This is a genomic window from Brevundimonas sp. KH_060 (assembly GCF_057838275.1).
The window spans coordinates 3,063,286-3,090,137 of record NZ_CM174463.1; the positions used below are offsets into that span (position 1 = coordinate 3,063,286).

Annotated in this window: 29 protein-coding genes; 14 read left to right on the forward strand and 15 right to left on the reverse strand. The window is 68.5% G+C overall.

Going from position 1 to position 26,852, the window contains the following annotated elements; all coding sequences use genetic code 11:
• Nucleotides 1–3: 3 nt before the first annotated feature.
• The 5 genes from AC3IPP_RS15140 to AC3IPP_RS15160 are packed head-to-tail and all read right to left on the reverse strand — an operon-like array spanning nucleotide 4 to nucleotide 3,218.
• The gene (locus AC3IPP_RS15140) at nucleotides 4–813 is read right to left on the reverse strand and encodes an AraC family transcriptional regulator (protein WP_489149556.1); all 810 of its coding nucleotides are present in this window, start codon (nucleotides 811–813) and stop codon (nucleotides 4–6) included.
• A 6-nt stretch (nucleotides 814–819) separates the two neighbouring features.
• Complete coding sequence (locus tag AC3IPP_RS15145) at nucleotides 820–1,269, reverse strand: DUF1178 family protein (protein WP_489149557.1); 450 nt, start codon at nucleotides 1,267–1,269, stop codon at nucleotides 820–822.
• Nucleotides 1,266–2,105: a carbon-nitrogen hydrolase family protein gene (locus AC3IPP_RS15150; protein WP_489149558.1), complete on the reverse strand. Its 840-nt coding sequence runs from the start codon at nucleotides 2,103–2,105 to the stop codon at nucleotides 1,266–1,268. The genes AC3IPP_RS15145 and AC3IPP_RS15150 overlap by 4 nt, the downstream gene beginning before the upstream one ends.
• 1 nt (nucleotide 2,106) lies before the next feature.
• Nucleotides 2,107–2,364, reverse strand: a complete 258-nt coding sequence (grxC, locus tag AC3IPP_RS15155; RefSeq protein ID WP_003164178.1) for a glutaredoxin 3 — start codon at nucleotides 2,362–2,364, stop codon at nucleotides 2,107–2,109.
• Between the two features lie 35 nt (nucleotides 2,365–2,399).
• The gene (locus AC3IPP_RS15160) at nucleotides 2,400–3,218 is read right to left on the reverse strand and encodes a ComFC family protein (RefSeq protein WP_489149559.1); all 819 of its coding nucleotides are present in this window, start codon (nucleotides 3,216–3,218) and stop codon (nucleotides 2,400–2,402) included.
• Between AC3IPP_RS15160 and AC3IPP_RS15165 the strand changes: the two genes are divergently transcribed.
• Entirely contained in the window at nucleotides 3,217–4,113 is an 897-nt protein-coding gene (locus AC3IPP_RS15165) for a methyltransferase domain-containing protein (protein ID WP_489149560.1), read from the forward strand. The two genes, AC3IPP_RS15160 and AC3IPP_RS15165, sit on opposite strands and share 2 nt — an antisense overlap.
• An 18-nt stretch (nucleotides 4,114–4,131) precedes the next feature.
• Here AC3IPP_RS15165 and AC3IPP_RS15170 read toward each other — a convergent pair whose 3' ends face one another.
• Genes AC3IPP_RS15170 through AC3IPP_RS15185 form a run of 4 tightly spaced genes read right to left on the reverse strand, consistent with a single transcriptional unit; the run spans nucleotide 4,132 to nucleotide 7,075 of the window.
• On the reverse strand, nucleotides 4,132–4,314 hold the full coding sequence (locus AC3IPP_RS15170) for a Flp family type IVb pilin (RefSeq protein WP_489149561.1): 183 nt from the start codon (nucleotides 4,312–4,314) through the stop codon (nucleotides 4,132–4,134).
• Nucleotides 4,315–4,341: 27 nt separating this feature from the next.
• On the reverse strand, nucleotides 4,342–4,758 hold the full coding sequence (locus AC3IPP_RS15175) for a (deoxy)nucleoside triphosphate pyrophosphohydrolase (protein WP_489149562.1): 417 nt from the start codon (nucleotides 4,756–4,758) through the stop codon (nucleotides 4,342–4,344).
• A complete protein-coding gene (gene argJ / locus AC3IPP_RS15180) occupies nucleotides 4,755–6,137 on the reverse strand; it encodes a bifunctional glutamate N-acetyltransferase/amino-acid acetyltransferase ArgJ (RefSeq protein WP_489149563.1) in 1,383 nt (460 codons plus the stop codon). The genes AC3IPP_RS15175 and argJ overlap by 4 nt, the downstream gene beginning before the upstream one ends.
• The gene (locus tag AC3IPP_RS15185; protein ID WP_489149564.1) at nucleotides 6,134–7,075 is read right to left on the reverse strand and encodes a peptidylprolyl isomerase; all 942 of its coding nucleotides are present in this window, start codon (nucleotides 7,073–7,075) and stop codon (nucleotides 6,134–6,136) included. Before AC3IPP_RS15185 ends, argJ begins: the two co-directional genes overlap by 4 nt.
• A 276-nt stretch (nucleotides 7,076–7,351) precedes the next feature.
• Between AC3IPP_RS15185 and secA the strand changes: the two genes are divergently transcribed.
• The gene (gene secA / locus AC3IPP_RS15190; RefSeq protein ID WP_489149565.1) at nucleotides 7,352–10,204 is read left to right on the forward strand and encodes a preprotein translocase subunit SecA; all 2,853 of its coding nucleotides are present in this window, start codon (nucleotides 7,352–7,354) and stop codon (nucleotides 10,202–10,204) included.
• Nucleotides 10,205–10,354: 150 nt separating this feature from the next.
• Nucleotides 10,355–11,518, forward strand: a complete 1,164-nt coding sequence (locus tag AC3IPP_RS15195; protein ID WP_489149566.1) for a kynureninase/PvdN C-terminal domain-containing protein — start codon at nucleotides 10,355–10,357, stop codon at nucleotides 11,516–11,518.
• Nucleotides 11,519–11,522: 4 nt separating this feature from the next.
• On the opposite strand, the gene AC3IPP_RS15200 is transcribed toward AC3IPP_RS15195, so the two are convergent.
• The 3 genes from AC3IPP_RS15200 to AC3IPP_RS15210 are packed head-to-tail and all read right to left on the reverse strand — an operon-like array spanning nucleotide 11,523 to nucleotide 13,775.
• Nucleotides 11,523–12,335: a hypothetical protein gene (locus tag AC3IPP_RS15200; protein ID WP_489149567.1), complete on the reverse strand. Its 813-nt coding sequence runs from the start codon at nucleotides 12,333–12,335 to the stop codon at nucleotides 11,523–11,525.
• A 49-nt stretch (nucleotides 12,336–12,384) separates the two neighbouring features.
• Complete coding sequence (locus AC3IPP_RS15205) at nucleotides 12,385–13,272, reverse strand: alpha/beta fold hydrolase (RefSeq protein ID WP_489149568.1); 888 nt, start codon at nucleotides 13,270–13,272, stop codon at nucleotides 12,385–12,387.
• Nucleotides 13,273–13,277: 5 nt separating this feature from the next.
• A complete protein-coding gene (locus AC3IPP_RS15210) occupies nucleotides 13,278–13,775 on the reverse strand; it encodes a Fur family transcriptional regulator (RefSeq protein WP_489149569.1) in 498 nt (165 codons plus the stop codon).
• Between the two features lie 164 nt (nucleotides 13,776–13,939).
• Between AC3IPP_RS15210 and AC3IPP_RS15215 the strand changes: the two genes are divergently transcribed.
• On the forward strand, nucleotides 13,940–14,731 hold the full coding sequence (locus AC3IPP_RS15215; RefSeq protein ID WP_087139137.1) for a SapC family protein: 792 nt from the start codon (nucleotides 13,940–13,942) through the stop codon (nucleotides 14,729–14,731).
• A 167-nt stretch (nucleotides 14,732–14,898) separates the two neighbouring features.
• Here the strand turns inward: AC3IPP_RS15215 and AC3IPP_RS15220 are convergent, their stop codons facing one another.
• Nucleotides 14,899–15,306 carry a MaoC family dehydratase gene (locus AC3IPP_RS15220; RefSeq protein WP_087139138.1) on the reverse strand — a complete coding sequence of 136 codons (408 nt, stop codon included), beginning with the start codon at nucleotides 15,304–15,306 and terminating at the stop codon, nucleotides 14,899–14,901.
• 17 nt (nucleotides 15,307–15,323) lie between these two features.
• The gene (locus AC3IPP_RS15225) at nucleotides 15,324–16,346 is read right to left on the reverse strand and encodes an NADP-dependent oxidoreductase (protein ID WP_489149570.1); all 1,023 of its coding nucleotides are present in this window, start codon (nucleotides 16,344–16,346) and stop codon (nucleotides 15,324–15,326) included.
• 337 nt (nucleotides 16,347–16,683) lie between these two features.
• Here AC3IPP_RS15225 and AC3IPP_RS15230 point away from each other — a divergent pair, with 337 nt between their 5' ends.
• Complete coding sequence (locus AC3IPP_RS15230) at nucleotides 16,684–16,950, forward strand: hypothetical protein (protein WP_087139139.1); 267 nt, start codon at nucleotides 16,684–16,686, stop codon at nucleotides 16,948–16,950.
• A gap of 61 nt (nucleotides 16,951–17,011) precedes the next feature.
• On the opposite strand, the gene phyR is transcribed toward AC3IPP_RS15230, so the two are convergent.
• Nucleotides 17,012–17,803, reverse strand: coding sequence for an anti-anti sigma factor/receiver protein PhyR (phyR, locus tag AC3IPP_RS15235; RefSeq protein WP_489149571.1), 792 nt, complete (start codon nucleotides 17,801–17,803; stop codon nucleotides 17,012–17,014).
• A gap of 198 nt (nucleotides 17,804–18,001) precedes the next feature.
• On the opposite strand from phyR, the gene nepR reads away from it, so the two are divergent.
• From nepR to AC3IPP_RS15280, 9 genes are all read left to right on the forward strand, one after another.
• Nucleotides 18,002–18,208 (forward strand): anti-sigma T factor NepR, encoded by a 207-nt coding sequence (nepR, locus tag AC3IPP_RS15240; protein WP_087139141.1) that lies wholly within the window; start codon nucleotides 18,002–18,004, stop codon nucleotides 18,206–18,208.
• On the forward strand, nucleotides 18,205–18,807 hold the full coding sequence (locus tag AC3IPP_RS15245; RefSeq protein ID WP_087139142.1) for a sigma-70 family RNA polymerase sigma factor: 603 nt from the start codon (nucleotides 18,205–18,207) through the stop codon (nucleotides 18,805–18,807). The genes nepR and AC3IPP_RS15245 overlap by 4 nt, the downstream gene beginning before the upstream one ends.
• 83 nt (nucleotides 18,808–18,890) lie before the next feature.
• Nucleotides 18,891–20,570: a sensor histidine kinase PhyK gene (phyK, locus tag AC3IPP_RS15250; protein ID WP_087139189.1), complete on the forward strand. Its 1,680-nt coding sequence runs from the start codon at nucleotides 18,891–18,893 to the stop codon at nucleotides 20,568–20,570.
• 62 nt (nucleotides 20,571–20,632) lie between these two features.
• Nucleotides 20,633–20,770, forward strand: coding sequence for an entericidin A/B family lipoprotein (locus AC3IPP_RS15255; RefSeq protein ID WP_024355200.1), 138 nt, complete (start codon nucleotides 20,633–20,635; stop codon nucleotides 20,768–20,770).
• Nucleotides 20,771–20,909: 139 nt separating this feature from the next.
• On the forward strand, nucleotides 20,910–22,028 hold the full coding sequence (ald, locus tag AC3IPP_RS15260) for an alanine dehydrogenase (RefSeq protein WP_087139143.1): 1,119 nt from the start codon (nucleotides 20,910–20,912) through the stop codon (nucleotides 22,026–22,028).
• A 74-nt stretch (nucleotides 22,029–22,102) separates the two neighbouring features.
• Nucleotides 22,103–22,423 carry a hypothetical protein gene (locus AC3IPP_RS15265; RefSeq protein ID WP_489149572.1) on the forward strand — a complete coding sequence of 107 codons (321 nt, stop codon included), beginning with the start codon at nucleotides 22,103–22,105 and terminating at the stop codon, nucleotides 22,421–22,423.
• Between the two features lie 53 nt (nucleotides 22,424–22,476).
• A complete protein-coding gene (gene obgE / locus AC3IPP_RS15270; protein WP_489149573.1) occupies nucleotides 22,477–23,532 on the forward strand; it encodes a GTPase ObgE in 1,056 nt (351 codons plus the stop codon).
• A 51-nt stretch (nucleotides 23,533–23,583) separates the two neighbouring features.
• Nucleotides 23,584–26,478 carry a DNA polymerase I gene (polA, locus tag AC3IPP_RS15275; RefSeq protein ID WP_489149574.1) on the forward strand — a complete coding sequence of 965 codons (2,895 nt, stop codon included), beginning with the start codon at nucleotides 23,584–23,586 and terminating at the stop codon, nucleotides 26,476–26,478.
• A gap of 45 nt (nucleotides 26,479–26,523) precedes the next feature.
• On the forward strand, nucleotides 26,524–26,832 hold the full coding sequence (locus AC3IPP_RS15280; protein ID WP_489149575.1) for a GNAT family N-acetyltransferase: 309 nt from the start codon (nucleotides 26,524–26,526) through the stop codon (nucleotides 26,830–26,832).
• The last annotated feature ends 20 nt before the right edge of the window (nucleotides 26,833–26,852 follow it).

The following is a 26,852-nucleotide window of genomic DNA, read 5'->3' on the forward strand; positions in this document are numbered from 1 at the left end:
CCCTCACGGCGCGGGCTTGTAGGAATGCGACGCCAGCCGCCGCGCCAGCTCGACCTGTTCGCGCGCCCAGGCGGTGGCGGTGCAGCCCAAGAAGCGGCGGAAGTCGCGCGCCATCTGCGGCTGGTCGAAATAGCCGGCGGCCAGGCCCGCCTCCAGCCAGGAGGCGGCGTCAGCGCTCTCGCCCATGACGTGATCGAAGATGCGGCGGAAACGAAAGACCGAGCGCAGGGTGCGCGGCGCCACGCCGACGCGGTCGCGGAACTGGCGTTGCAGGGCGCGGCGCTCGGCCGAGTTGAGGGACGGCCCCTCCAGATCATCCTCGGCGGCGACGACCTGGGCGCGGACGGCGGAGTCGATGCGCCAATCGCCCGCCCGGCGCTGTTCTTCCAGCCAAGAGCCCAAAGCGGCGGCCTGTCCCGCCGGATCGCCGGACGGAGCCGTGAAGCCGTCCAGCCGCGCCACGAGGTCCAGCCGCCGGTCCGTCGCCTCGATCAGCGGGCGGCCGAGGAATTCCCGCGCCCCGTCGGGCTCGAACTTGGCGGCGACGATCTCGACCGGACCGACCGGGCGGATAGCCATGGGCCGGGTCATCTGACCGGCGAAGATCACCGGCGGTTGCAGGCGGAAGGCGCCGTCAGCGTCCTGTTCCTCATAGGGGGCGGCCAGATCGACGACCAGTTCGGGACAGCCGTCCGGGGCGATGCGCTGCACCCCGCCGCTGGGGCGAGGCGCGGCGTAGGTCCACAGCAGGCGCACGAAGGGCCGTAAGGTTTCAGGCGGGGCGAATTCCTCGTACCGCTCCCCCTCCCCCATCTGCGGTCAGTTCGCCTTCTTGGGGTCGGGCGGCAGGCTGGGCAGGGGGGCGCAGGGCACGCCGTCGTCCTTCAGCTTCTTGACCTCGGCGGGGGTGGCCTCGCCATAGATCTCGCGCTTTTCGCTGCGGCCTTCATGGATGTCGCGCGCCTCGCGGGCGAAGGCGTCGCCGACGTAGTCGAAATTCTGCTCGACGTGGTCGCGCACCTCGCGCGCGGCCTGCATCATCATCGACTGCATATGCTGCAGAGCTTCAGGTTTCAGGGCGTCGGGCGAAGGCGCGGTCTTCTTCGTGCCGGAGACGGCCGGGGCCATCACCTGCTTCTTCACCGCCGTCGAGCCGCAGAAGGGGCATTCGACCAGGCCGCGCGCCGCCTGGTCGTCATAGTCGGACGAGGAGCCGAACCAGGCTTCGAAGCCATGGTCGCGGTCGCAGGACAGGGCGTAGCGGATCATAGCGGCGGATCAAACGGGCGGTCGTGGCGCAGGGCGGGCACGCTGGCGCGCGCCTTGTCGACGGCCGAAAGGTCTAGCCGGGCGTGCAGGACGCCCGGTTCGTCGTGGTCGAGCCGGGCGATCACCTCGCCCCACGGCCCGACGACCAGGGAGCGGCCCCAGGTCTGGCGGCCGTCCTCATGCGTCCCGCCCTGGGCTGGCGCCAGGACGAAGGCGCCGGTCTCGATGGCGCGGGCGCGCAGCAGGGTCTCCCAGTGCGCCTCGCCGGTCGGGCGCGTGAAGGCGGCGGGGACGGCGATCAACGTCGCGCCCGCCTGGGCCAGGGCGCGATGCAGATGCGGAAAACGCAGGTCGTAGCAGATGGTCAGGCCAAGACGCCCCCAGGGGGCAGCGGCGACCGACGCCGCCTGGCCCGGCCGCACCGAAGCGCTTTCGCGATAGGTCTCGCCGTTCGGCAGGTCGACGTCGAAGACGTGCAGCTTGTCATAGCGGGTCGTGATCGCTCCGCTGGGGTCGATCAGCAGGGACCGGTTGGCGGCGCGCGGGTCATCCGCCGCGCCCGAACGGACGATGGCCGAGCCGACCAACAGCCAGACGCCCAGTTCAGCGGCCAGGGCCTTCAGCCCCAGGACAGCGGGATCAGCGCCTTCATCCGACAAGGCGGCGTCGCGCAAGGCGCGGCGTTGCTCAAGGAAATTGGTCCCCTCGGGCGTCAGGATCAGCTGCGCGCCCCCGGCCGCCGCCTGGCGGATCAGGGGCTCGACATGCGCCAGCCCCGCAGCCGCCGTCGCCGGCGTCCGCGTCTGGATCAGCGCGATGTCGAGCGTGTCGGTCACTTCAGGCCGCCAGCAGGGCGTCCAGCTCGCCCTTGCGGTCCAGGGCATGGATGTCGTCCGAGCCGCCGACGTGTTTTCCGTCGATGAAGATCTGCGGGAAGGTGGCCGCGCCGCCCGAGCGCTCGACCATCTCGGCCTTCTTGGCAGGGTCGTTGGAGGCGACGATCTCCGTATAGGCCGCACCCTTGCGGTCCAGCAGGGCCATGGCGCGGATGCAGTAGGGGCAGCCGGGTTTGGTGTAGAGAACGACTTCGGCCAAGGGGAACTCCTGAAGGCGAATGGGAAGGTTCCCCCTCACTTAAGCGGTTCGCGCGCGTTTTTCACCCTCGCGATGACGGCCAGGTCCACGGCGCGGGCTCCGGCCTCCATCAAGACCCGCGCGCAGGCCTCGGCCGTGGCCCCCGTGGTCAACACGTCGTCGATCAGCAGCAGGCGCCGCCCCTTGATCCGCCGCCGCCCCGCCTCGGTCACAGCGAAGGCCGTCTTGACGTTCAATCGCCGCCCACGCGCGGACTTGCCGCCCTGGCTGACGGTCGGCAGGGGGCGGATCAGGGCGTCGGGCAGATAGTCGAGCCGCGCCGCGCGGGCCAGAGGCCGGGCGATCTCGGCGGCCTGGTTGAAACGGCGCGACAGCAGGCGGGCGTGGTGCAGGGGCACGGGAACCACCGCGTCGGCCGTCTCGATCAGAGGCGCGGCCGCGCGGCTGATCCAGCGCGCGAACAGGGGGGCGAACTCCTGCTGATCGCCATGCTTGAACTTCAGGATGACGCCACGCGACGCCTCGTCATAGACGCAGGCCGCACGCGCCCGGTCGAAGGCGTAGGGGCTGGCCGTGCAGGCCGCGCACCGCTCAGCCGCGAAGTCGCCGCCGTCATATTCGAACGCCGCGCCGCAGCCGTCGCAGACGGGCGCCTCCAGAAAGGCCACCCGACTCCAGGCGTCGGGCGACAGGCCCGCCGTGGCCGACGCCTCGCGGCTGTCATGCGCGACGGGCGGCAGCAAGATATCCAGCAGGCCCCGGCCCGCATCGCGCGCGCCGGATGCTAAAGGCGAGGTCCAATTAGCCGTTCTGGCTTTCAATCGACCCCGCCAGCCCCCATCCTGAACCGACATGAGCGCCCCCTCTTCTTCCTCCGGTCCCCCGATCATCTTCGACGCCGCGCGCCGCGCCGCGCGCCTGAGCCGCGCCGAGCGGCGTTTCCCCGACGCCGACTTCCTGCACCTGCGCGCCGCCGACAATGCGGTGAACAGCCTCGAAGTGATCCTGCGCGAGTTTCAGACGCCCGTCGACCTGTCGCCGCACCCCGGCGTCTTCGCCCGCGCCCTGGCCGCCAGCCCGGCGCGCGAAAGGGTGGCGCAGGTGCGCGCCGCCGGCTCGACCGCCGAGCGCGCCGCGCCGGGCGCCGGGCCGCTGGGGCTTGAGGACGGAGCGGCCGATCTGATCGTCAACCTGCTGGGCCTGCACTGGGCCAACGACCTGCCGGGCGCTCTGAGCCAGATCCGGCGCGCACTGAAACCCGACGGCCTGTTCGTGGCCAGCCTGTTCGGGGCGGCGACGCTGAAGGAGCTGCGCGGCGTGCTGACCGAGGCGGAGCTGGAGGTCAACGGCGGCGCCCAGGCGCGCGTCTCGCCCTTCGCCGACGGTTTCGACGGGGCTGCCCTGCTGCAACGGGCCGGGTTCGCCCTGCCGGTGACGGACGTGGACCGGGTGACGGTGCGCTATGGCGACCCCTTCGCCCTGATGCGCGACCTGCGGGCGATGAGCGAGACTAATGTGCTGGCCGGGCCGATCCGGCCGCTCAGCCGCGCCGTGCTGGCCCGCGCGGCCCAGCTCTACGCCGAGCGCCACGCCGAGGCGGACGGGCGCATCCCCGCCACCTTCGAGATGGTGCACCTGGCCGGATGGGCGCCGCACGACAGCCAGCAGAAGCCCGCCAAACGCGGCTCGGCCAAGACGCGCCTGGCCGATGCGCTGGGCGTCAGGGAGCAGACCGGCGAAGAGGGCTGACGCCCGCCTTCCTTGGGTCTAGGCCCCGCTGATGGCGGCGCTGATATTCGTGGAGATGTAGTCGTACATGGCTGTCGACCGCGCCGCAAAGGCGGCCACGGCGCCGATGATGACCAGGAAGATCAGGGCGCAGATCAGGCCGTATTCAATGGCCGTGGCGCCGCCTTCGTCGCGGTGGAACCGGCAGATGAAACCCTTCACGCCCGGCCCTCCCCTGTCGTCGGCCTGTCAGAGCAGATCGCGCAGCCAGGCGATCAGCGGTTCGTCGGCCGGAGGCATGGGATAGGCTGACAGCTTGTCCGGCTTCACCCAGGCCAGACCCGCATGCTCGCGCGCCTCGACCACGCCGGACCAGCGCCGGCACAGGTAGAGTGGCATCAACAGGTGAAAGGATTCGTAAGCGTGACTGGTAAACACGAAGGGAGCCAGGCAGGCCTCCTTGACGTCGATGCCCAGTTCTTCCTTCAGCTCGCGGATCAGGGCGGCCTCGGGCCGCTCGCCCGGCTCGACCTTGCCGCCGGGGAATTCCCACAGGCCCGCCAGTTGCTTGCCCTCGGGCCGTTTGGCGATCAGCACGCGGCCGTCGGGATCGATCAGGGCGACGGCGACGACCAGGACGGTGGGAACGGCGGGCGCCTCGCTCACGAGCGGTAGTCTCCGTTGATCTCGATGTAGCGTTTGGTCAGGTCGCAGGTCCAGACCGTGGCCGAGGCGCGGCCCGAGGCGACATGGACGGTGATGTCGATCTCGGGGTTCTTCATATAGGCGCTCATGACCGCCTCGTCGTAGGTCGGCGAAGGGGCCCCGTCGACGGCGGCGACATGGGGGCCGAAGCGGATGGCTAGGCGGTCGCGGTCGACCGCCTCCTCCGTCTTGCCCACGGCCATGACGATGCGGCCCCAGTTGGCGTCCTCGCCCGCGATGGCGGTCTTGACCAGGGGACTGTCGGCGATCGACTTGGCCAGCTTGCGCGCCGAGGCGGGGCTGGCGGCGCCGTCCACCGTCACCTTGACGAACTTGGTCGCGCCCTCGCCGTCCTTCACCAGCTGGTGCGCCAGGTCGAGCATGACGTCGTCCAGCGCGGCCGAGAATTCCTTCAGGCGGCGGTCGCCGACGCGGCCGATGCGCGGCGCGCCGGACGCGCCCGTGGCGAACAGCAGCGCCGTGTCGTTGGTCGAGGTGTCGCCATCCACCGTCACGCTGTTGAAGGTGGTGCGGACGTGCAGGTTCAGCAGGGCCTTGAGCACCGGCGGGGCGATGTCGGCGTCGGTGACGATGAAGGCCAGCATGGTCGCCATGTCGGGCGCAATCATGCCCGAGCCCTTGGCGATCCCGGCGATGCGGACCTTCACCCCCTCGATCTCGCACTCGGCATAGGACCCCTTGGGGAAGGTGTCCGTGGTCATGATGCCGAGACCGGCCTGCGCCCAGGCGTCGGCCTTCAGACCGGCTTCCACCTCGGGCAGGCGGGCGGTGATCTTCTTGTCGTCCAGCACCACGCCGATGACGCCGGTCGAGGCCAGCATGACGTCGCGCTGGCGGCAGTCGAAGCGTTTGGCGACCTCGGAGGCCGTGCGGCGCGCGGCGTCGGCGCCCGCCTTGCCGGTGAAGGCGTTGGCGCAACCGGCGTTGACGACCAGGGCCTTGACCCCCTCGCCGCCCTTGTCGGCGTCCAGCTGGCGCTTGCACCAGTCGACCGGCGCCGAGCCGACCTTGTGCCGGGTGAAGACGCCGGCGCAGGACGCGCCTACGGGGAAGCGGAAGACCACCAGATCATCGCGCTCATGCTTGTAGAAGCCCGCGCGGGCGGTGGCGATCTCGACCCCGCCGATCGGCGGAATGGTCGGGAAGGGCACGGCCAGCGGCGAGATCATCAGGCCGGGCTTGCCCGGCGCGGCGGCGACCGCCTGGGTGGCCGATTGCGTCGCGCGCTTCAAGGCCGAGGCCAGCGGGTCCAACGCCTTTTCAATGGCGTTTTCGATCTTCTTGCCGGTCGAGGCGGACTTGGAGGGCGGCTGGCTCATGAGGTGTTTCCGGCGGAAGAAGCGGACGTTTTCTGGGCCGCAGGCGCAACTGCGGACTCAACGGGGGCTGAAGGCGGAGCGGTCTTGGCCCCGTCCAGGGTGATCTCGACCTCGGCCTGACCGCGAAGCTGTTCGAGCAACTGGCGGACGCCTTCATAGGTCAGGTAGCGCACGATCTGGGGCCGCGCCTGATCCAGCGTCGGCGGAGTTTCGACGCGGCGATCCTCGACCTTGAGCACGGCCCAGCCGGTCTCGGTCTGGATCGGGCCGACGACCGCGCCCGGCGTCTGCCCCTGCAGGGCGGCGGCGTAGGGAGCGGGCAGGACGTCCAGCGTCGAATAGCCCAGGTCGCCGCCGGAATAGCGGGTGGCGTCGTCGATCGAGCGCTGGGCGGCGACGGCCTCGAAGGCCGCCCCCTGGCCCAGGACGCCCAGAACGGCGTCGGCCTGTTCCTTGGTCGGCGCCAGAATCAGGCGCACCCGCACCTCTTCGGTCGCGCGGGCCAGACGCTGCTGCTCGGCGTAGAGGCGTTCGACCGCCTGTTCGGACACGGCCCCGGACACCACCTTCTCGACCAGCATGTCGCCCAGGATGCGTTCGCGCACGGCCTGCAGGCGGCGTTGGGCGGCGGGGCTGGAATCGAGACCCCGGCGCTCGGCCTCGGCGGCCAGCAGCTTCTGATCGACCACCTCGTCCATCACCCGGCGAAACAGTTCGGATGAGGCGTCCAGGGGATCGTCCTCGCCGATCAACCCCTGCGCCACCGCCTCGCGGCGCACGTCCGAGGCCCAGACGGCGCGATCGTTGACCCTGGCCACGACGCGGTCGTTCTTTTCCGGGGCGGCTTCATCGCCGCCGCGCCCGCAGGCGGCGACGCCCAGCGCCAAACCGGCGACGGCGACCAGAAACAGGCTGTGGAGGGGACGTCGCGCTCGCATCGGACGCTCCGGGCAAGGGTCTGTGGACAGGCCGTCGAAACGGACATTCGCGCCTGAAACACGCCGCCTTAAAAAGGCCCTCGCGTTGACAGGGATAAGGGCGGTGCTTAAGTCCCGCCTGCGCCCAAGTCGAGGGGTTTTCGATCGTCTGCGCGGCCCTTCGCGCGCCCTCATCTGCAGGGAAGGCCCGGGGCCGGCGTGATCGCGGCCCTCCGACCGGGTGAAACTGTCTTTCTCAGAGCCTTCAGCCGCTCGACCGCCTGACCCGGATCGCCCATGCTCGGCTTCGCCAAGAAATTTCTCGGTTCCTCCAACGACCGCAAGGTCAAGGCCTTCATGGGCCAGGTCGATAAGATCAACGCCCTTGAATCCAAGTTCGAGGCCTTCTCGGACGACGAACTGCGCATGATGACGCAGACGTTCCGCGACCGCATCGAAGGCGGCGAGAGCCTGGACAAGCTGCAGAATGAAGCCTTCGCCGTGGTGCGCGAAGCTTCCAAGCGCGTGCTGGGTCAGCGTCAGTACGACGTGCAGATGACCGGCGGCATGATCCTGCATGAAGGCGGCATCGCTGAAATGCGCACCGGCGAGGGCAAGACCCTGGTCGCCGTGGCCCCGGTCTATCTAAACGCCCTGGCGGGCAAGGGCGTCCACGTCGTCACCGTCAACGACTATCTGGCCCGCCGTGACGCGGAACAGATGGGTAGGGTCTATCGCTTCCTGGGGCTTGAGGTCGGCGTCATCGTCAACGGCCTGTCGCAGGGTCAGCGCCAGATGGCCTACAACGCCGACATCACCTACGGCACCAACAACGAATTCGGCTTCGACTATCTGCGCGACAACCTGGTCTACGACCGTCGCGAGATGGTGCAGCGCGGCCACCACTTCGCCATCGTCGATGAAGTCGACTCCATCCTGATCGACGAAGCACGCACACCGTTGATCATCTCGGGCCCGACCGAGGACCGTTCGGACCTCTACAAGGTGCTGGACGCCCTGGTGAAGGAGCTGGTCAAGGACAAGGACACCTACGACCTCGACGAAAAGCAGCGCCAGGCCCTGCTGACCGAGCTGGGCTCGGAGCGGATGGAGCAGATGCTTCAGGACGCCGGCCACTTCGCCGAGGACACCGTCGACCTGTACGACCCGGCCAACGTCAGCCTGGTCCACCACACCAACCAGGCCTTGCGCGCCAACACGCTCTACACGCGCGACAAAGACTACATCATCAAGGACGGCGAGATCGTCCTGATCGATGAATACACCGGCCGCATGATGACGGGCCGTCGCCTGTCCGAAGGTCTTCACCAGGCCATCGAGGCCAAGGAAGACGTCAAGATCATGCCCGAGAACCAGACCCTGGCCTCGGTGACGATCCAGAACTATTTCCGCCTCTACGAAAAGCTGTCCGGCATGACCGGGACGGCCGCGACCGAGGCCCAGGAATTCCTCGACATCTACAAGATGGACGTCCTGGAAGTGCCGACCAACCGTCCGATCCAGCGCAAGGATTACGACGACGAGGTCTATCGTACCTTCAAGGAAAAGAACGCCGCCATCGCCGCCCAGATCGCGGAATGCCACGTTCGCGGCCAGCCGATCCTGGTCGGCACCGTCTCGATCGAGAACTCCGAGGAACTGTCCGAAGTCCTCAAGACCTACGACTACAAGGTCGAGCGCTCACGCACCCTAAAGCCCGAATACGCGGGCCGCGAGAAGGAAGCGCAGAAGGTCGGCGACGCCGCCTATGACATCGACTACGTCACCGGCCGCGGCATTCCGCACAACGTCCTGAACGCGCGTCAGCACGAGCAGGAAGCCTATATCGTCGCCGACGCCGGTCTGCCCGGCGCCGTGACCATCGCCACCAACATGGCCGGCCGCGGCACCGACATCCAGCTGGGCGGCAACCTGGAGATGCGCATCCAGCGCTGGACCCAGGAACAGCGCAACATGGCTGTCGCCGTGACGCCGGAAGACCTTGAGGCCAAGGAAGCCGAGTTCAAGGGCGAAATCGCCGCCGCCAAGGAACAAGCCATGGCCGCCGGCGGCCTGTTCGTCCTGGGCACCGAGCGCCACGAGAGCCGCCGCATCGACAACCAGCTGCGCGGCCGGACCGGCCGTCAGGGCGACCCCGGCACCTCGAAATTCTACCTGTCGTGCGAAGACGACCTGCTGCGCATCTTCGCCGGCGACCGTCTGGACTCGATCATGAAGTCGTTCGGCGTGGCCGAGGGCGAGGCCATCAGCCACCCGTGGCTGAACCGCGCCGTCGAGACCGCCCAGAAGCGCGTCGAAGCCCGCAACTACGACATGCGCAAGAACGTGCTGAAGTACGACGACGTCGTGAACGATCAGCGCAAGGCCGTGTTCGAGCAGCGTCAGGAGTTCATGGACTCCGAAGACCTGTCGGAACTGGTCGGCGACTTCCGCAACGACGCGATCAACGACCTGGTCGAACGCTACATGCCGCCCAAGGCCTATGCCGAGCAGTGGGACATCGTCGGCCTGGACGAGAAGGTGAAGTCCACCCTCGGCCTGGAACTGCCGCTGCATGACTGGGCCGCCGAGGAAGGCGTCTCCAACGAGGAGATCGAGGAACGCATCCTCGCCGCCGCCGACGTGCGCGCCGCCGAACGCCTCGAACTGATCGGCGCCGACCAGACACGCGGCCTCGAAAAGCAGTTCATGCTGCAGATGATCGACATGCAGTGGCGCGAGCACCTGGTCCACCTGGACCACCTGCGCGGCGTCATCGGCCTGCGCGGTTACGGCCAGCGCGACCCGCTGAACGAATACAAGACCGAAGCCTTCAACCTGTTCGAGACGCTGCTGCACGACCTGCGCCACAACGTCACGCGCTGGCTGATGACGGTCGAGTTCCAGTTCCAGGCGCCGCCGCCGATGGAGATGCCCGAGTTCCAGGAAATCCACCTGAACCCCGGCACCGGCGAAAATGAAATGCTGAACCCGATGGCCCAGAACCCGGAAGGTCAACTGACGGGCGATGATCGCTCCAAGCTGCCGGTCGAGGCCCTGCCCATCGGCTGGGAGCGCACCAGCCGCAACGGCGACTGCCCCTGCGGCTCTGGCCGCAAGTTCAAGCACTGCCACGGTAGTCTTATTTGAGGCGCGCTGACGTCCGCGGCGCTACGCTCGCGACGCGGTCGCTCGCTGCTTGAGCGCCAAAGACTGAGTTAAGAGAGGCGGGTGCGTACGGCGCGCCCGCCTTTTTCTTTGGCCGGTGACGCCGCTCGCGGCGCGGGTTAGCGTAGCGCCATGAACTACAAGCCCCTGTTTTCGCGCGCGCTGGGCCTCGATCCGGAACGCCTGCATTTCGCCGCTCACAGCCACCACCTGTGGCCCGACGTCAGCTTCGACGGCCAGGTCCAGGCCTGGGCCGAGGCCAACCGCTTCGCCGACCGCAAATGGGATCTGGTGTTCGGCGAGGTCATCCCCGAGGCCCAGGGCCATGTTGCGCGCGAGCTGGGCCTGCCCTCGCCCGACAGCCTGATCTTCGCGCCCAATACGCATGAAATCCTACTGCGCATCGTCTCGGCGGTCGATAAGACGCCGGTGCGCATCCTGGCCACCGACGGCGAGTTCCACTCCTTCCGCCGCCAGTCGGAACGCTGGGAAGAGGCCGGGCAGGCCGTCGTCACCCGCGTGCCCCTGGCCCCGTTCGCGACCTTCGCCGAACGCTTCGTCGCGGCGGCCAAGGCGGGCGGGCATGATCTGATCTTCATCAGCCAAGTCTTCTTCCGCACCGGCGGCCTGTTCGAACGTATCGCCGAGCTGGCGGACCTGGCCGATCCGGCCGGGCCGTGGGTGGTCGTGGACGGCTACCACGGCTTCATGGCGACGCCGACCGACCTGTCGGCCGTGGCGGACAAGGTCTTCTATCTGGCGGGCGGCTATAAATACGCCATGGCCGGCGAAGGCGCCTGCTTCCTGCACGCCCCGCCCGGCTTCGGCCCGCGCCCGGTCGTGACCGGCTGGTTCGCCGAGTTCGGCCATCTGGAAGGCCCGCCCGGCGGCGTCCAGTACCGCACCGACGGCGGCCGCTTCTGGGGCGCCACCTTCGACGCCAGCGCCCTGTATCGCTTCAACGCCGTGCGCCGGATGCTGGACCAGCACGGCCTGACCACAGCGATGATCGCAGATCACGCGCGCGGCCATCAGGCCCGGTTCCAGACGGCGATCCGGTCGAACGAGGCCGGGGCGCTGGCCCAGGCCGAGATCCTGAACCCGGTCGAGGGGACGGCGCCGCGCGCTCGCTTCCTGGCCCTGCGCCACGCCGACGCCCCGCGCTGGAAGGCGGCCCTGCAGGAGATGAACGTCATCGCCGACGTGCGCGACGACGTCATCCGCTTCGGCTTCAGCCTCTATCAGAGCGAAGAAGACGTGGAGCGGCTGATCCACGCCTGCGCCCGGCTGGACTGAGGTCTCAGAAGAACAGGCTCTCGGCGTCGCGCCGCGCCTCGGGCGGATCAGTGCGCCGGGGCGAAGCGGGACGTGCAGAAGGCGCGCGGGGCGACGCAGGCGACGCCTTGGCCTCAGCCCGCCTGGGCGCCGGATCCCCCGGCAAGGACGGCGTCGGGGATGCTGCCCGCGCCGGAGCGGCGACGGGCGGCGCAGAAGGCGCGGCGATCTTGGCCGGCGGCGGCCCAAGACGCGGATAGGCCGGTCCCGTCGGCTCCACCGTTCGGCGCGGCGCGACCACAGAAGGCTGCGCTTCGACCGCATCCGCTGGCGTCGAGACCGAGGCCGCCAACAGCTGACGCGCCTGCGCCCGCGCGCGCGGATGATCGCAGCGGCACAGCATCAGCCCCGTCGGCCCCCTCCAGATCAGCAACGGCCGACGCGGCGGCTCCGCCCAGCGGCGGGCCAAGCGCTCGATCTCACGGTTCAGTTCGGGATCATCCGTCGGAACGGGACGGATCTCATGGCCCTGAGCCTCAAGCTCGGAGGCGATCTGGGACAACCAGACGGCGCCACTGGAGCGCGGGCTGTCCGGCTCATAGGCGTAGACAGGGCTGAGGCCGAAGGCGGCGCCGCCCGCCGCCTCTTCCAGCCGCGCCTCGAACCCCTCGGGCGCGACGATCGACTGAGGCTCATGACGCGCGACCGCCAGCCACCAGGCGGCCAGCGCCACCCCCAGCATCAGCAGGCCCAGGACAGCGCCGATCAGCGCGCCCAGCAGGATGCGTGGCAGGTGAGAAGAAGAAGCGGACGGCGTCATCGCAGTCAGGACTAGCATCGAACCGCCCGGCGACAACCCCTGAGGACGCCTCGCTTTCGACGAGATCTCAGACCGCCAGGTCGAACAGGGCGTCGCGCGTGATCTCGGCGTGGGTCATGGGGAACAAATGACCGCCGCCCGCCACCGTCTCGACCTGCATGTTCGCGCGACGCGACGAGGGTCGAACCGCGCACAGGCTGCCGGTCTCGCCCTTGAGAATGCGCACCGCGCCCGGATAGCGGGCCAGCGCCCGCCACGGGTCATGCGCCTGGGCGCCGTAGTTGGACGCCTCCCACGCCGGGCTGCAGGTCAGTTCCAGACCGCGATCCGTCTCGGCCAGGCCGTCGGCCAGATAGTCGGCCAGCATCAGGTCCGGCCAGCCCTTGAAGGCGCCGCGTCCGCGATAGGCGGCCAGGGCCTGTTCACGGCTGTCGAACACCGCGCGGCGCTTCAGGGTGCGCGAGACGATGGGAAAGTGATGCGACAGCCGGTTCGCCAGCGGAAGGTTCAGCGCCATCACCATGGGGCGCGGCCAGACGACCGGGTCCAGCAGAAGCAGGCGCGACACGCGTTCGGGCTGTTCGGCGGCGGCCAGCAGACCGCTGGTCCCGCCGATGGAATGACCGGCCAGGGCCACCGGCGGACCGCCGATCGCCTCCAGCAGGCCGATCAGGTCGTCGCGGTGATCCTTCCAGCTCCTATGGCCTTCGGGCTCCGCGGGCAGGCGCGTCGCGCCGTGGCCGCGGAGGTCGGGCGCCCAGATGCGCAGGGCGCTGGACAGGGGCTGCAACAGGGTGCGGTAGGTGCGGGCGTTGAAGCCGTTGGCGTGAACGAAGACCAGATCGACCGGCCGCTCGCGGTCGCCGAAGTCCAGCACCGCCATCTCGCCGCCGCCCCAGCGGTTGTCGATGGGGACGCTGATCCGGCGCGGCGCCGACAGGGCCAGGGCGTCCATCAGGTTCAGGCCGCCACGCGACAGGCCGGGCAGCGGCCATGCCCCTCTATGGTGGTGCGCTCGATGGCGTAGCCGGCGCCGGCGGCGGCGCGGGCGAAGGCGTCGCCGCCCTGAACCGCCACCTCTTCGGCGGCGCCGCAGCAGTCGCAGATCAGGAAGGCCGCGGCATGCCCCTTGTCCTCGCCCAGGGCGTCGGCGGTGCAGGCGACATAGGCGCTGATGGAGGCGATGCGGTGCGCCAGGCCCCGGCGCTCCAGGAAGTCCAGCGCACGATAGACGGTCGGCGGCTTGGCCGCCTGTCCATCCAGCCCATAGCGGGCGATCAGGTCATAGGCCTTCACCGGCTCGCCCGCCGTCAGCAGCAGCTCCAGCACCCGGCGACGCGGGGCGGTCATGCGCTCGCCGTCCACGGCGCAGCGCGCCTCGACCGCCGTCAGGGCGCGTTCCACCTCGGCGGCGTCAGCCCCTCCGGCCGCGTGTTCATGATCGCAAACGAGACCCATGGCCTACAGCTAGGAGGTCAGGGCCGCCGCTGCAACCGCATCGACGGTCGCACCCGCTCGAGCCGCGCCCGCCGCCGGCGCAATGTGGCCAAACAGCGGCGTTTGCGGCGGCCCCGGCCATGGGCTAGAAGAACCGTCCTTTCTGTTCAGAAGATCCGTTTTTCATGACCGACGCCATCCAAGCGAACAGCCCCCTGTCGGGCAACGTCCTGTTCTATTCCCAGCCCGAGCCCCTGTCGGCCGAGGCTCACGGCAAGCTGGGCGTGACCCCGGCGGACAAGCCCTACGCCTTCGTCGCCCAGACCAATGTGGTGCCGCTGACGGTCACGGAGTTCGCCCCGGCCGCCCTGACCTATCCGGTCATCTTCGTCGGCGACGCCAAGCAGCCGGTCGCGGCCATGGGCCTGAACGCCGGCGAGAACCTGTTCATCGAGGACGGCGACTTCCGCCCCGACGCCTACATCCCGGCCTACGTCCGCCGCTATCCCTTCGTCTTCGCCAATGACGAAGAGCAGAAGCGCCTGGTGCTGTGCATCGACCGCGCCGCCCCCTTCGTGGTCGAAGGCGGCGAGACGCCTCTGTTCGAGAACGGCCAGCCCAGCGGCTACGTCAACTTCGGCATGGAGTTCTGCAACAACTTCGAGCAGGAGCGCGTGCGCAGCGAATCCTTCGTCGCCCTGCTGAAGGAACTGGACCTGTTCGAGGTGCGCGAGGCCAACTACACGCCGCGCAACGCCGACGGCTCGGCCGGAACGCCGCAAAAGATCGCCGAGTATTTCGCCGTCTCGGAAGACAAGCTGAAGGCCCTGCCGGCCGAGAAGCTGGCAGAACTGCGCGACAACGGCGCCCTGGGCCAGATCTACGCCCACCTGGTGTCGCTGCTGGGCTGGGATCGTCTGATCGCCGTGGCCCTGACCCGCGCCGCCAAGCAGCAGCCGGCCGCCGCCAACGCCTGATGTTTGAGGGCCTAACGCGCGGTCACGCTGCTTGAGGCGCTCTTTGTGGGCCTAACGCGCGTTCGCGCTGCTTGAGGCCCTGAAGTCCAAAAGATCAAACGCCCCGTCAGGAAACTGGCGGGGCGTTTTTTCTTATCCTTCTCCCCTTGTGGGAGAGGGACGCGACCTTAGCGGCGCGCCACCAGGGCTCGGGTCAGGCAGGAGAAGACCAGCCGCCCCGCCTCATCCAACAGGTCCTGCTGGGCGATGATCACGCCCTTTTCGTCTCCGACGGGATCCTTGCCCATGATGGTCAGGCGTCCGCGCAGAAGCTCGCCCGCCGGGGGGCTGCGCAGGAAGCGAAGGCCGTCGACCGCCAGGGTCTTGGCTCCAGCCCAGCCGCTGGTGCGGTCGGCGGCCAGACGGCTCCACAAGGCGTAGACCATGGCCTCGGGCGCGCCGTAGGCCACGTCCCACCCCGGCTGGAACCGTTCGGCGAACAGATCCAGCGCCGCCGCATCCACGGCGCAGGCGCCCAGGGGGATGACCTGACCGATCTCGAGGTCCTCGAAATGGACGTGCAGCGGCTCGGTCATGCGTGGTCTTCCCTCCGTCAGGCGGCCGGTTCTTCCGACACCCTGACCATCAGCTTGCCGTCATGGTCGCCCGTGAACAAGCGATTCAACGAGCCGACCGCGCCTTCCAGACCGTCGTCGACATGAACCTTCCAGTGGATTTTCCCGTCGGCCAGCCACGGGCCCATCTCGGCGACCATTTCCTTGGCGCGGTGGGCGTAGTCGAGGACCAGGAAGCCCTTCACGTCCAAACGATGGGTGATGATGCGGGCGAAGTTGGGCGAGGGCGGCATCCGCGTGGCGTTGTAGGCCGAGATCAGGCCGCACACGGCCATGCGGCCGTGCACCTTCAGCCGATTCCAGACGGCGATCATGATGTCGCCGCCGACGTTCTCGAAATTGAGGTCGATCCCGTCGGGAGCCAGGCGGTCCAGGGCGTCGCCGACGTCCTCGTTCTTGTAGTCGACGGCGGCGTCGAAGCCGAGCTCTTCGGTCAGCCAGCGGCATTTCTCGGCGCCGCCGGCGATGCCGATGACGCGGCAGCCGCGCTGCTTGGCCACCTGGCCGGCGATGGAGCCGACCGCTCCCGCCGCCGCCGAGATGACCAGGGTTTCGCCCGCCTTCGCCTTCAGCACGTCGGTGACGCCGAAATAGGCGGTCATGCCGGTCATGCCCAACACGGACAGGTTGGCGGTCAACGGCAGGCCCGGCGCGCGGTGGACCGGCCGCAGCCCCGCTTCGGGCACGACGGCGTAGTCGGCCCAGGCGCCCGACAGAGGCATGACCAGATCGCCTTCCTTGTATCGTTCGCCGCGCGACTGCTCGACCACGCCCAAGGTCAGGCCGCGCATGACGTCACCCAGACCGACGGGCGGCAGATAGCCCTCGGAGTCATTCATCCAGGTGCGGTTGGTCGGATCGATCGACAGATAGACGGTGCGGACCAGAACCTCGCCGTCCTTCAGATCGGGCGTGACGCTCTCGACCAGTTCCAGGTCGCCGTCCTGAATCAGGCCGTGCGGCCGCTGACGCAGGATCCATTGTCTGTTGCGCAGGCTCATCATCCGTCTCCAAGCGTTTTCTTTCAGAACCCATAGTGGCGCCTCGCCGTCAGAGAGCAAGCACGCCGGATCGCCCGCTCTCCCGGCCGGCCGACAAAAAAGAAGGCGGACCCGTTCAGGATCCGCCTAGGAGTCGCATCATCGAGAATGAGGCGAGGGCGAAGACCGACGGTCAGGCCGGTCCGGGGGAATAGCCCTCGACGACCAGATAACGACGCGCGCGAAACTCGGTTCCAAAGGACGCCGCCCCTCCGACGCCCTGTCGCCGTCGCGGAACAGCCGAGCGACCGCAGCGTTGGCCATAGAGGATTTCCGACCGCGAAAAGGAGGCGAGCCGATGACCCATCAAGACCCGCATTCCCACTCCGCCGACGCCGTTCATGACCACCACGCCGTCGAGGCTCAATATGTACGCCAGGGCCGAGGCGGACGGCGAATTCTGGTCATCCTGCTGCTTTCAGCCGGAGCCGCCGCCGTCCTGCTGATCGGCATGTGGGCCGTCAGCAACAAAGGCTTCCAGCGCCAAGACCGCGCCGCCGAACCAGCGCCGGTCGAGGCGACGGCCGAAGCTCCGGCTGCGGCGCTGGCCGATCCCGCCACCTGAATACGAAAAAGGCCCCGAAACAGCGCTCGGGGCCCTTTGAAACAGTCTCGCCGCGTCGACCTTACGCGGCCTGCTTCTGACGCGACGGATGGAAGAACAGAGCCTGGCTGATCGCCGCCTTCACCGTCTCCGGCTGGAAGGGTTTGGTGATCAGGAAGGTCGGTTCGGGACGCTCGCCCGTCAGCAGCCGCTCGGGGAAGGCGGTGATGAAGATGACAGGCACGTCAAAGCGCTTGAGGATGTCCTTGACCGCATCGATGCCCGACGAGCCGTCGGCCAGCTGGATATCGGCCAGCACCAGGCCCGGCGTGTGACGCGCCACGGCGTCCACGGCCTCGTCATGGGTGGTGGCGGTGCCGGTAACGCGATGGCCCAGCTCCTTCACCAGGCTTTCGATGTCGGCCGAGATGATGGCCTCGTCCTCGATGATGAGGACATCGGTGGCCAGTTCGGCGTCGATGTCGGACTGGGCCTCCGCGATCAGGCGCTCGACCGTGCGCGGATCGACAGCGAGAATCTGAGCCGCTTCGGACGGCGTGAAACCTTCCAGCGCAGTGAGCAGAAAGGCCTGGCGCGAGCGCGGCGAAATCCGCATCAGGCGATGAGCGGCGTCATCGCCCTCGACCGCCCCGCCGTCTTCAAGCTGGGCGCCCGTGGCCGACCAGATGGTGTGGAAAACGTGATACAAGGCCACCCGCGGGGTCATATCCGTCGGCAGTTGGCGCTCGCCCGCTGCAAGAGCTTCGAGAGCCACGCGAACATAGTTGTCGCCCGTCGTCTGGTCGCCGGTCAGCGCCCGCGCATAACGACGAACGTAGGGCAGATGAGGCGCAAGTCTGGCCAGAAGGCTCATATGGTTCTTTCCCCGACAGTCTTCACGCCGCACATTAGTCAGCGCACCAGCGGACTCAACGTATCAAATGGGCCACGGTTCCCGAGCCGTCATCCAGCTTGAGCATAAAAACGCCTGGCGTTAGGAACCCTATGCGTAAGGCGGCGTTTTCCGCTTCTACAGGCGTTTCAACTGGCTTGGGCGGCAGCCGTAAACTCGATGATCAACACCAAGGACACCCCCGCTCACCCCGACGGGACACCGTCGCACGATCGAGGGCTTGAAGAGGTCCGTCTGCGCCAGCAGGCGATCGGCGTGAAGCTGCGCCATATGTTCGACGAGGTCGTGAACGAACCCGTTCCCGACGAATTCCTGGAGATCCTCAGACGCGCCGATCAAGCGTCGTCCACTAAGGAGGGACAGTGACCAGCACCCCATCCCGGCCCCCGTCGGCCGATGACGGCGCCTTCAAGGCCGAACTGGTCACCCTGATCCCTCATCTGCGCGCCTTCGCCCGCACCCTGACCGGCGACCCGACCGCGGCCGACGACCTGGCCCAGGAAGCCATGATGAAGGCGTGGGACGCGCGCGCCAGCTATCAGATGGGCACGAACATGAAGGCCTGGACCTTCATGATCCTGCGCAACCAGTTCTACTCCGAGAAGCGTCGGTCCTGGCGTCAGACCCAGCTGGATCAGGAAGCCGCCGAACGCACCCTGATCGCGGTGGACGATCCCGAGGCGCCCGTCGCCCTGGACGAACTGCGCCAGGCTTTGCAGACCCTGCCCGAGGAACAGAGGGAAGCCCTGATCCTCGTCGGCGCCGGGGGCTTCGCCTATGAGGAGGCGGCCGAGATCTGCCAGTGCGCCGTGGGCACGGTGAAGAGTCGCGTGTCGCGCGCCCGCAAGGCGTTGCAGGCCACGCTGGAGCGCGGCGGCTACGCCCGCGACGGAAAGTCGGCCGGGGACGCCATGCGATCCATCCTGGCCGACGCCGACAGGCTGAGCGGCGCCGGGCGGAGATAGTCGTGCTGCGGATCGGCCGGGTTCTGGGGCGCAAGCTCGGAAGGCCCAGCGTACAGGGAATCCGCTTCCGCCTGGGCGTGGCCATGGCCATCGCCCTGCTGCCGATCCTTCTGCTGGCCGTGATCCAGACCGAGGCGGGCTTCCGCCGTCAGGCCGCGGAGCAGCGCATCGACCTGCAACTGGCCGCCGACCGCAGCGCCGCCCACGCCAAGAACAACATCGACAGCGCCGTGGTGCTGCTGCAGGCCCTGGCCCCCGAGGGCGTCGGCTTCTATTGCGAGCCGCGCCTGACGACCCTGGTCGAACGGATGGACAGCATCGCCGGCCTGGCCCGTTTCAGCGCCACGGGCGAGCCGGTCTGCGCCTCCCGCGCCGTTCCTCCGCCCACGGGCGCCGAGGTGCGCGAACGATCCTGGTATCAACGGCTGAGACGCGGCGAAGACGTGGTCATGGAATGGACCGCCGGGAAGCCGAACGCCCTGCTGGTCGCGGTCCGCTCCGAACGGCCCATGGGCGCCTTCCAGGGCGCCATGGCCGCCATCCTGCCGTTGACGGCGCTGCAGCCGGACATTCGCGATCCCGCCCTGCCGATCGGCGCTCAGGCGGCGGTGATCGACACCTCCGGCCGGGTGCTGACCACGACCGACGCCCAGGCCTTCCAGCTCAACGATCCCCAGGCCATCGCCGCCTGGGCCGCGCAGGCCCAGCGCGGCGACACCCCCCTGTTCGAGGCCAAGGACGCGCGCGGCCGCCGCCACGTCTATGCGGGCGCGCCGCTGTCGGGACGCGACGTCTTCGTCCTGCTGTCCGCCCCCGCGCCGGGCCTGTTGTCCTGGGCGCGGCTGAACCCCTTCGGCACCCTGCTGCTGCCGCTGGCGGCCTGGCTGGCGACCTTCGCCGCCGTCATGCTGCTGTCCGAGCGGATCGTGGTGCGCTGGCTGGCCTATCTGGAACGGGTGGCCGCCATCTATGCGCGCGGCCGCTTTTCGGTGCGCCCGGTCCAGGCCGAGCACGCTCCGGCCGAAATCCGCGTCCTGGCCCGCACCCTCGGCGCCTTGGGCGACAACATCACCCGACGCGACAAGGCCCTGCTGGAGGCCCTGGACGAGAAGGACGCGCTGATGCGCGAAATCCATCACCGAGTGAAGAACAACCTGCAGATCATCTCCTCCCTGCTGTCGATGCAGCAGCGGGCGGTGACCGATCCCGGCGCGCGCGCGGCCCTGGGCGACACCCGCCAGAGGATCGCCGCCCTGGCCCTGATCTACCGCATTCTCTACCAGAGCGAGCACGTCCGCGAGGCCGACTCAGAGACCTTCCTGCGCGAACTGGTCGGCCAGCTGATCGCCGGCGAGGCGGTGCGCGGCCCCCTGGTGACCACGACGATCGAAGCGGATCCCCTGGTCATCGACCCCGACAAGCTGGCGCCCCTGGCCCTGTGGGTGGTCGAGGCCGTCTCCAACGCCCAGAAGCACGCCTTCGCCGGGCGCGGCGGCGACCTGCAGGTCCGTTTCCGGGTTCAGGGCGACGTCAGCGTGCTGGAGGTGCAGGACGACGGGCCCGGCGTCGCCGACGCGGCTGAAACCGGGGTGGGACGCACCCTGATGATCGCCTTCGCCAAACAGTTGCGCGGCGAGGCCGAGATCCTCCCGGCGCCCGAGGGCGGCTCGATCGCCCGCCTGACCTTCGTCACGCCCGAAGCCCACGGCCCGGCCCATGTGCGCGAGGTCGCCGCCTTCCGGGTCAGTGGAACCCGACCTTGAGCGTGGCGTTCTGAAAGCCTGAGGGCTTCCGTCCCGACAGTCCCACGTCTCAGGAGCATTCCATGCGTAAACTCATCATCCTGGCCGTCGCCGCCGCGGCCCTGACCACCGCCGCCTGCAACACCATTCAGGGCGTCGGCAAGGACACCCAGGCCGCCGGCCAAGCCGTCGAAGGCGCGGCCAGGGACGCCAAGAACTGATCCTTCCCTGATCGTAAAGACTGCCCTGCAACCCCGCCGAGCCCCTCGCCCGGCGGGGTTTTATTTTTCACTAGCGCGACCCTGAAGGCTCATTTAGCGTCGCCGCGCCCTATGACAGGGCCAGGACTTTGAAAAGAAGATGCGCGTCGGCTGCCCCCGAGAGATCAAGACCAATGAACATCGCGTCGGCCTGACGCCCGCCGCCGTGCGCGAATACGTCGCCCACGGCCACGCCGTGGTCATGGAGACCGGCGCGGGCGTCGGCGCTGGTTTCGCCGACGCCGATTACGTCAAGGCCGGCGCCCGCATCGCCCCCGACGCCCGCACCGTCTTCGCCGGCAGCGACATGATCGTGAAGGTCAAGGAGTTGCAACCAACCGAGTTCGCCCTGCTGAACGACGGCCACATCCTCTTCACCTATCTGCACCTGGCGCCCGATCCCGAGCAGACCAAGGCCCTGCTGGCTTCCGGCTGCGCCGCCGTCGCCTATGAGACGGTGACCGACCGCAACGGCGGCCTGCCGCTGCTGGCGCCCATGTCCGAAGTGGCCGGGCGCATCGCCGTCTTCTCGGCGGCCGAGACCCTGCTGAAGCACAAGGGCGGCATGGGACTGCTGTTCTGCGGCGTGCCCGGCGTGGCGCCGGCGCGGGTGCTGGTGCTGGGCGGCGGGGTCGTGGGGCTGAACGCCGCGCGCATGGCCATGGGCCTGGGCGCCGAGGTGGTCGTGTTGGAACGCTCGATCCCTCGCATGCGTCAGATCGACGAGCTGACCGGCGGCCGCGTCATCACCCGCTATTCCTCCCTGCACGCCATCGAGGAAGAATTGCCCAAGGCCGATGTGGTGATCGGCGCCGTCCTGACGCCGGGGGCCGAGGCGCCGACCCTGGTGCGGCGCGACCAACTCGCCTCGATGAAAAAGGGCAGCGTCCTGATCGATGTCGCCATCGACCAGGGCGGCTGCTTCGAGACCTCGCGCCCGACCACCCACGACCAGCCGACCTATGTGGTCGACGACGTCATCCACTATTGCGTCGGCAACATGCCCGGCGCCGTGCCGCGCACCAGTTCGGAAGCCCTGAACAACGCCACCCTGCCCTTCGGACTGGCCCTGGCCGACCGGGGGCTGGAGGCCCTGCGCGCCGATCCGCATCTGGCCAAGGGGCTGAACGTGCTGAAGGGCGAGATCACCCACCCGGCCGTGGCCCAGGCTCTGGGCATGGAATGGCGCGATCCCTTCGGCGTCTGGGCGCGCGGCTGAAGACGCACGATCGGGCTTGCCGTCGTTCAGGCGGCGACTCAGGAACACGATCCTAGCTGTTCAGGAGCGCGGTCATGCTGCTTCTCGTCATGATGTCCATCGTCGCGTTCCAAGAGACGACGCCCGCAGCCGAGGCGCCCGCGGCGGCGTCCGTGCGCTGGTCGGCGCCGCCGCGTATCGAAACGCCGCCCAAGGCCCTGCAGGACAAGGTCAGCGGCGTCGCCACCCTGCGATGCGCCTTCATGGACGGTTCGCCGACCGCCTGCCGCATCGTCGCCGAGAGCCCGACGGGGTACGGCTTCGGCATGACGGCGCTGCGCGCAACGCGTTCCGCGCGGGCTGCAAAAGGCCTCGAGGGGCTCCACGAATTCTCCATCGTCTTCGAAGTTCGCTGATCTCGAACGGGTCCGGCCTGTAATTCGCCGCTCTCTTCGGTCATAAGGCGCCCATGAAGTTCCTCGATCAGGCCAAGATCTATATTCGCTCCGGCAACGGCGGCGCGGGCTCCGTCTCGTTCCGTCGCGAAAAATTCATACCCAACGGCGGCCCCGACGGCGGCGACGGCGGCAAGGGCGGCGACGTCTGGGTCGAGTCGGCCGACGGGCTGAACACCCTGATCGACTTCCGCTATCAGCAGCACTTCAAGGCCCCGACCGGCAACCACGGCCAGGGCCGCCAGATGCACGGCGCCAAGGGCGAGGACGTGGTCCTGCGCGTCCCCGTCGGCACCCAGGTGCTGGACGAGGACAAGGAGACGGTGCTCGTCGACCTGGACGAAGCGGGTATGAAGGTGAAGCTGCTGTCCGGCGGCAACGGCGGCTGGGGCAACACCCGCTTCAAGGGCCCGGTCAACCAGGCCCCGCGCCACGCCAACCCCGGCCAGGAAGGCCAGGAGCGCTGGATCTGGCTGCGGCTGAAGCTGATCGCCGACATCGGTCTGGCGGGTCTGCCGAATGCGGGCAAGTCGACCTTCCTGTCGGCCGTCTCGGCGGCGCGGCCCAAGGTGGCGGACTATCCCTTCACCACCCTGACGCCGAACCTGGGCATGGTGGACCTGAGCCCGTCGGAACGCTTCGTCATCGCCGACATTCCCGGCCTGATCGAAGGCGCCAGCGACGGCGCAGGGCTGGGCACGCGCTTCCTGGGCCACGTCGAGCGCTCGGCCAGCCTGATCCACCTGATCGACGGCACGCAGGACGATGTGGCCGAGGCCTATCGCATCATCCGCGGCGAGCTGGAGGCCTATGGCGAGGGCCTGGCCGACAAGACCGAAATCCTGGCGCTGAACAAGATCGACGCCCTGACGCCCGAAGCGCGCGAGGAGAAGGCGGCGGAGCTGGAGGCGGTCGCGGGCCGTCGACCCTATCTGGTGTCCGGCGTCTCGGGCGAGGGCGTGACCGAACTGCTGCGCGCCGCCTGGGCCGAGGTGAAGAAGAACCGCGGCGAGGTCTCGGACGAGGGCGAACACGTCATCCCCGAAACGCCGGGCGGCTGGCAGCCGTAATCCGTCACATGGCCGGATGACGGGGGCGTCGCCGCCCCCTATGTTCGCGCCATGACCGACGCGCCCGCCGAATCCGCCGCCCGCCCCCTCACGCAAGACGGGCCGCCCCTGCGGCTGTGGTTGATCGACGCCTCGGCCTACATCTTCCGCGCCTATCACGCCCTGCCCCCGCTGACCCGCAAGTCGGACGGCCTGCCCGTGGGCGCCGTGCAGGGCTACTGCAACATGCTGTGGAAGCTGCTGAAGGACATGAAGGGCGAGGACGGGCCGACGCACCTGGTCGCCGTCTTCGACCACTCTGAGAAGACCTTCCGCAACGATCTCTATGATCAATACAAGGCCCACCGCCCCCCGGCGCCTGAGGATCTGGTCCCGCAGTTTCCCCTGGTGCGCGAGGCGACCAAGGCCTTCGGCGTCCACTGCGTCGAGATGGCCGGCTATGAGGCCGACGACCTGATCGCCACCTATGCCTGTCAGGCCCGCGATGCGGGCGGCGAGGCGGTGATCGTCAGCTCCGACAAGGATCTGATGCAGCTGATCGGCGACGGCGTGGTCATGTACGACCCGATGAAGGACCGCCGCCTCGAAGAAGAGGCCGTGTTCGAGAAGTTCGGCGTCACGCCCGACAAGGTGGTCGAGGTTCAGGCGCTGATCGGCGACAGCGTCGACAACGTGCCCGGCGCCCCCGGCATCGGCCCCAAAACGGCGGCCCAGCTGATCCACGAATACGGCGATCTGGACACCCTTCTGGCCCGCGCGGGCGAGATCAAGCAGCCCAAGCGCCGCGAGACCCTGATCAACTTCGCCGACCAGATCCGCCTGTCGCGCGAACTGGTGAAGCTGACCTGCGACGCGCCGATCCCCGAACCGATCGACGACTTCATCATCCGCGACCCCGACCCCGAGGCTCTGTCGACCTTCCTGGAGACGATGGAGTTCCGTTCGCTGGCCCGCCGCGTCGGCGACGGCAAGGCGCCGCAGAAGGAAGGCTCCGCCTTCACCCGTCAGCCGACAGCCCCCGTGGCCACGCCGCGCTATGGCCAGACCGAGGTCGCCGCCCCCGTCGACACCCACGCCTTCGACCGGGAGCGCTATGAGTGCGTACAGACGCTGGAAGGCCTCGACCGTTGGATCGCGCGGGCGAAGGCGGCGGGCGTGGTCGGCTTCGACACCGAGACCGACGCCCTGTCTTCGACCCACGCCGGGCTGTGCGGCGTGTCGCTGGCGGTCGGGCCGAACGAGGCCTGCTACATCCCCCTGACGCATGAGCACGAGCCGACCGGAGACGGCGGCCTGGACTTCGGCGACGGCGGCGATGCGCGCCCGCCCCTGCAACAGATCGACAAGCCGACGGCCCTGGCCCGGCTGAAAGACCTGCTGGAAGACCCGTCGGTCCTGAAGGTCGGCCAGAACATCAAATACGACCTCGCCGTCATGGCCCGGCGCGGCGTGCGCGTCGCCCCGATCGACGACGTGATGCTGATCTCCTACGTCCTCGAAGGCGGTCTGCACGGCCACGGCATGGACGAACTGGCGCGGCTGCACCTCGGTCATGAGCCCATCCCGTTCAAGAGCGTGGCCGGGACCGGCAAGAGCCAGAAGAGCTTCAAGCACGTCGAGCTGAAATCGGCCGTCTGCTACGCCGCCGAAGATGCGGACGTGACCCTGCGCCTGCACCGCCTGCTGAAGCCGCGTCTGGCGGCCGAGGGCCTGTCGAGCGTCTATGAGACGCTGGAGCGCGGCATGCCCGCCGTTCTGGCCGACATGGAGCGGGCCGGCGTGCGGGTCGATCCCGACCGGCTGCGTTCCCTGTCCTCGACTTTCGGCCAGCGCATGGCCGAGCTGGAGGAAGAGGCGCACAAGCTGGCCGGCCGCCCGTTCAACGTCGGCAGCCCGCGCCAGATCGGCGAGATCCTGTTCGGCGAGATGAACCTGCCCGGCGGCAAGAAGACCGCCAGCGGCCAGTGGGGCACCGACGCCAGCGTGCTGGAAGAGCTGGCCCAGAACCATCCCCTGCCCCGCACCATCCTGGACTGGCGCCAGCTGTCCAAGCTGAAGGGCACCTACACCGACGCCCTGGTGGCGGCGATGGACCCGCAGACGAACCGGGTCCACACCTCATACCAACTGGCGGCGGCGACGACGGGGCGTCTGGCCTCATCCGACCCCAACCTGCAGAACATCCCGATCCGCACCGAGACGGGCCGCCAGATCCGTCAGGCCTTCATCGCTTCGCCCGGTCATGTGCTGATCAGCGCCGACTACAGCCAGATCGAACTGCGCCTGCTGGCCCACATCGGCGACATTCCCGAGCTGAAGCGCGCCTTCAAAAACGGCCTCGACATTCACGCCGCTACCGCGTCCGAAATGTTCGGCGTCCCGGTCGAAGGGATGCCCAGCGAGACGCGCCGCCGGGCCAAGGCCATCAACTTCGGCATCATCTACGGCATCAGCGCCTTCGGCTTGGCCGCCCAGCTGGGCATCGAACAAGGTGAGGCCGGGGCCTACATCAAGACCTATTTCGAGCGCTTCCCCGGCATCCGCGACTACATGGACAAGACCAAGGCGCTGGTGAAAGAGCAGGGCTTCGTCACCACCGTCTTCGGGCGGCGCATCCACATTCCGGCCATCCATTCCAAGTCCGGCGCCGAGCGCCAGTTCGGCGAGCGTGCGGCCATCAACGCCCCGATCCAGGGCGCCGCCGCCGACATCATCCGCCGCGCCATGATCCGCATGCCGGGCGCCCTGTTTGATGCGGGCTTCCAGACCCGGATGCTGCTTCAGGTTCACGACGAACTGGTGTTCGAAGCCCCCGAGGCCGAGGCCGAACGCGCCGTCGCCATCATCCGCCGCGTGATGGAGACCGCCGCTGAACCGGCCGTGGCCCTGAGCGTTCCGCTGGATGTCGAAGCCAAGGCCGCTGGCAACTGGGACGACGCGCACTAAATCCATTTCTTCGAGCAAGCCCTTATCTCTGAACAAGGATGTGACATGAGCCTGGATCCCGAAATCCGCGACAACGAAGAAGCCAAGCGCTACGAGCTGGACGTCGACGGCGAGACCGCCGTGGTCATCTACAACCCCGTCGCGGGCGGGCGCCTGATCACCGAGACCCTCGTGCCGGTCCCGCTGGAAGGGCGCGGCATCGCCAGCCGCATGGCCAAGCACGTCCTGGCCGATCTGAAGGCGAAAGACCTGCTGATCCTGCCGACCTGCCCCTTCTTCTCCAGCTATCTGAAGAAGCACCCGGAATACGCCGATCAGGTGCATCCGACCTATCGGGCCATGCTAGGCCTGTAGGGCATCGCTACGCGCCCTTC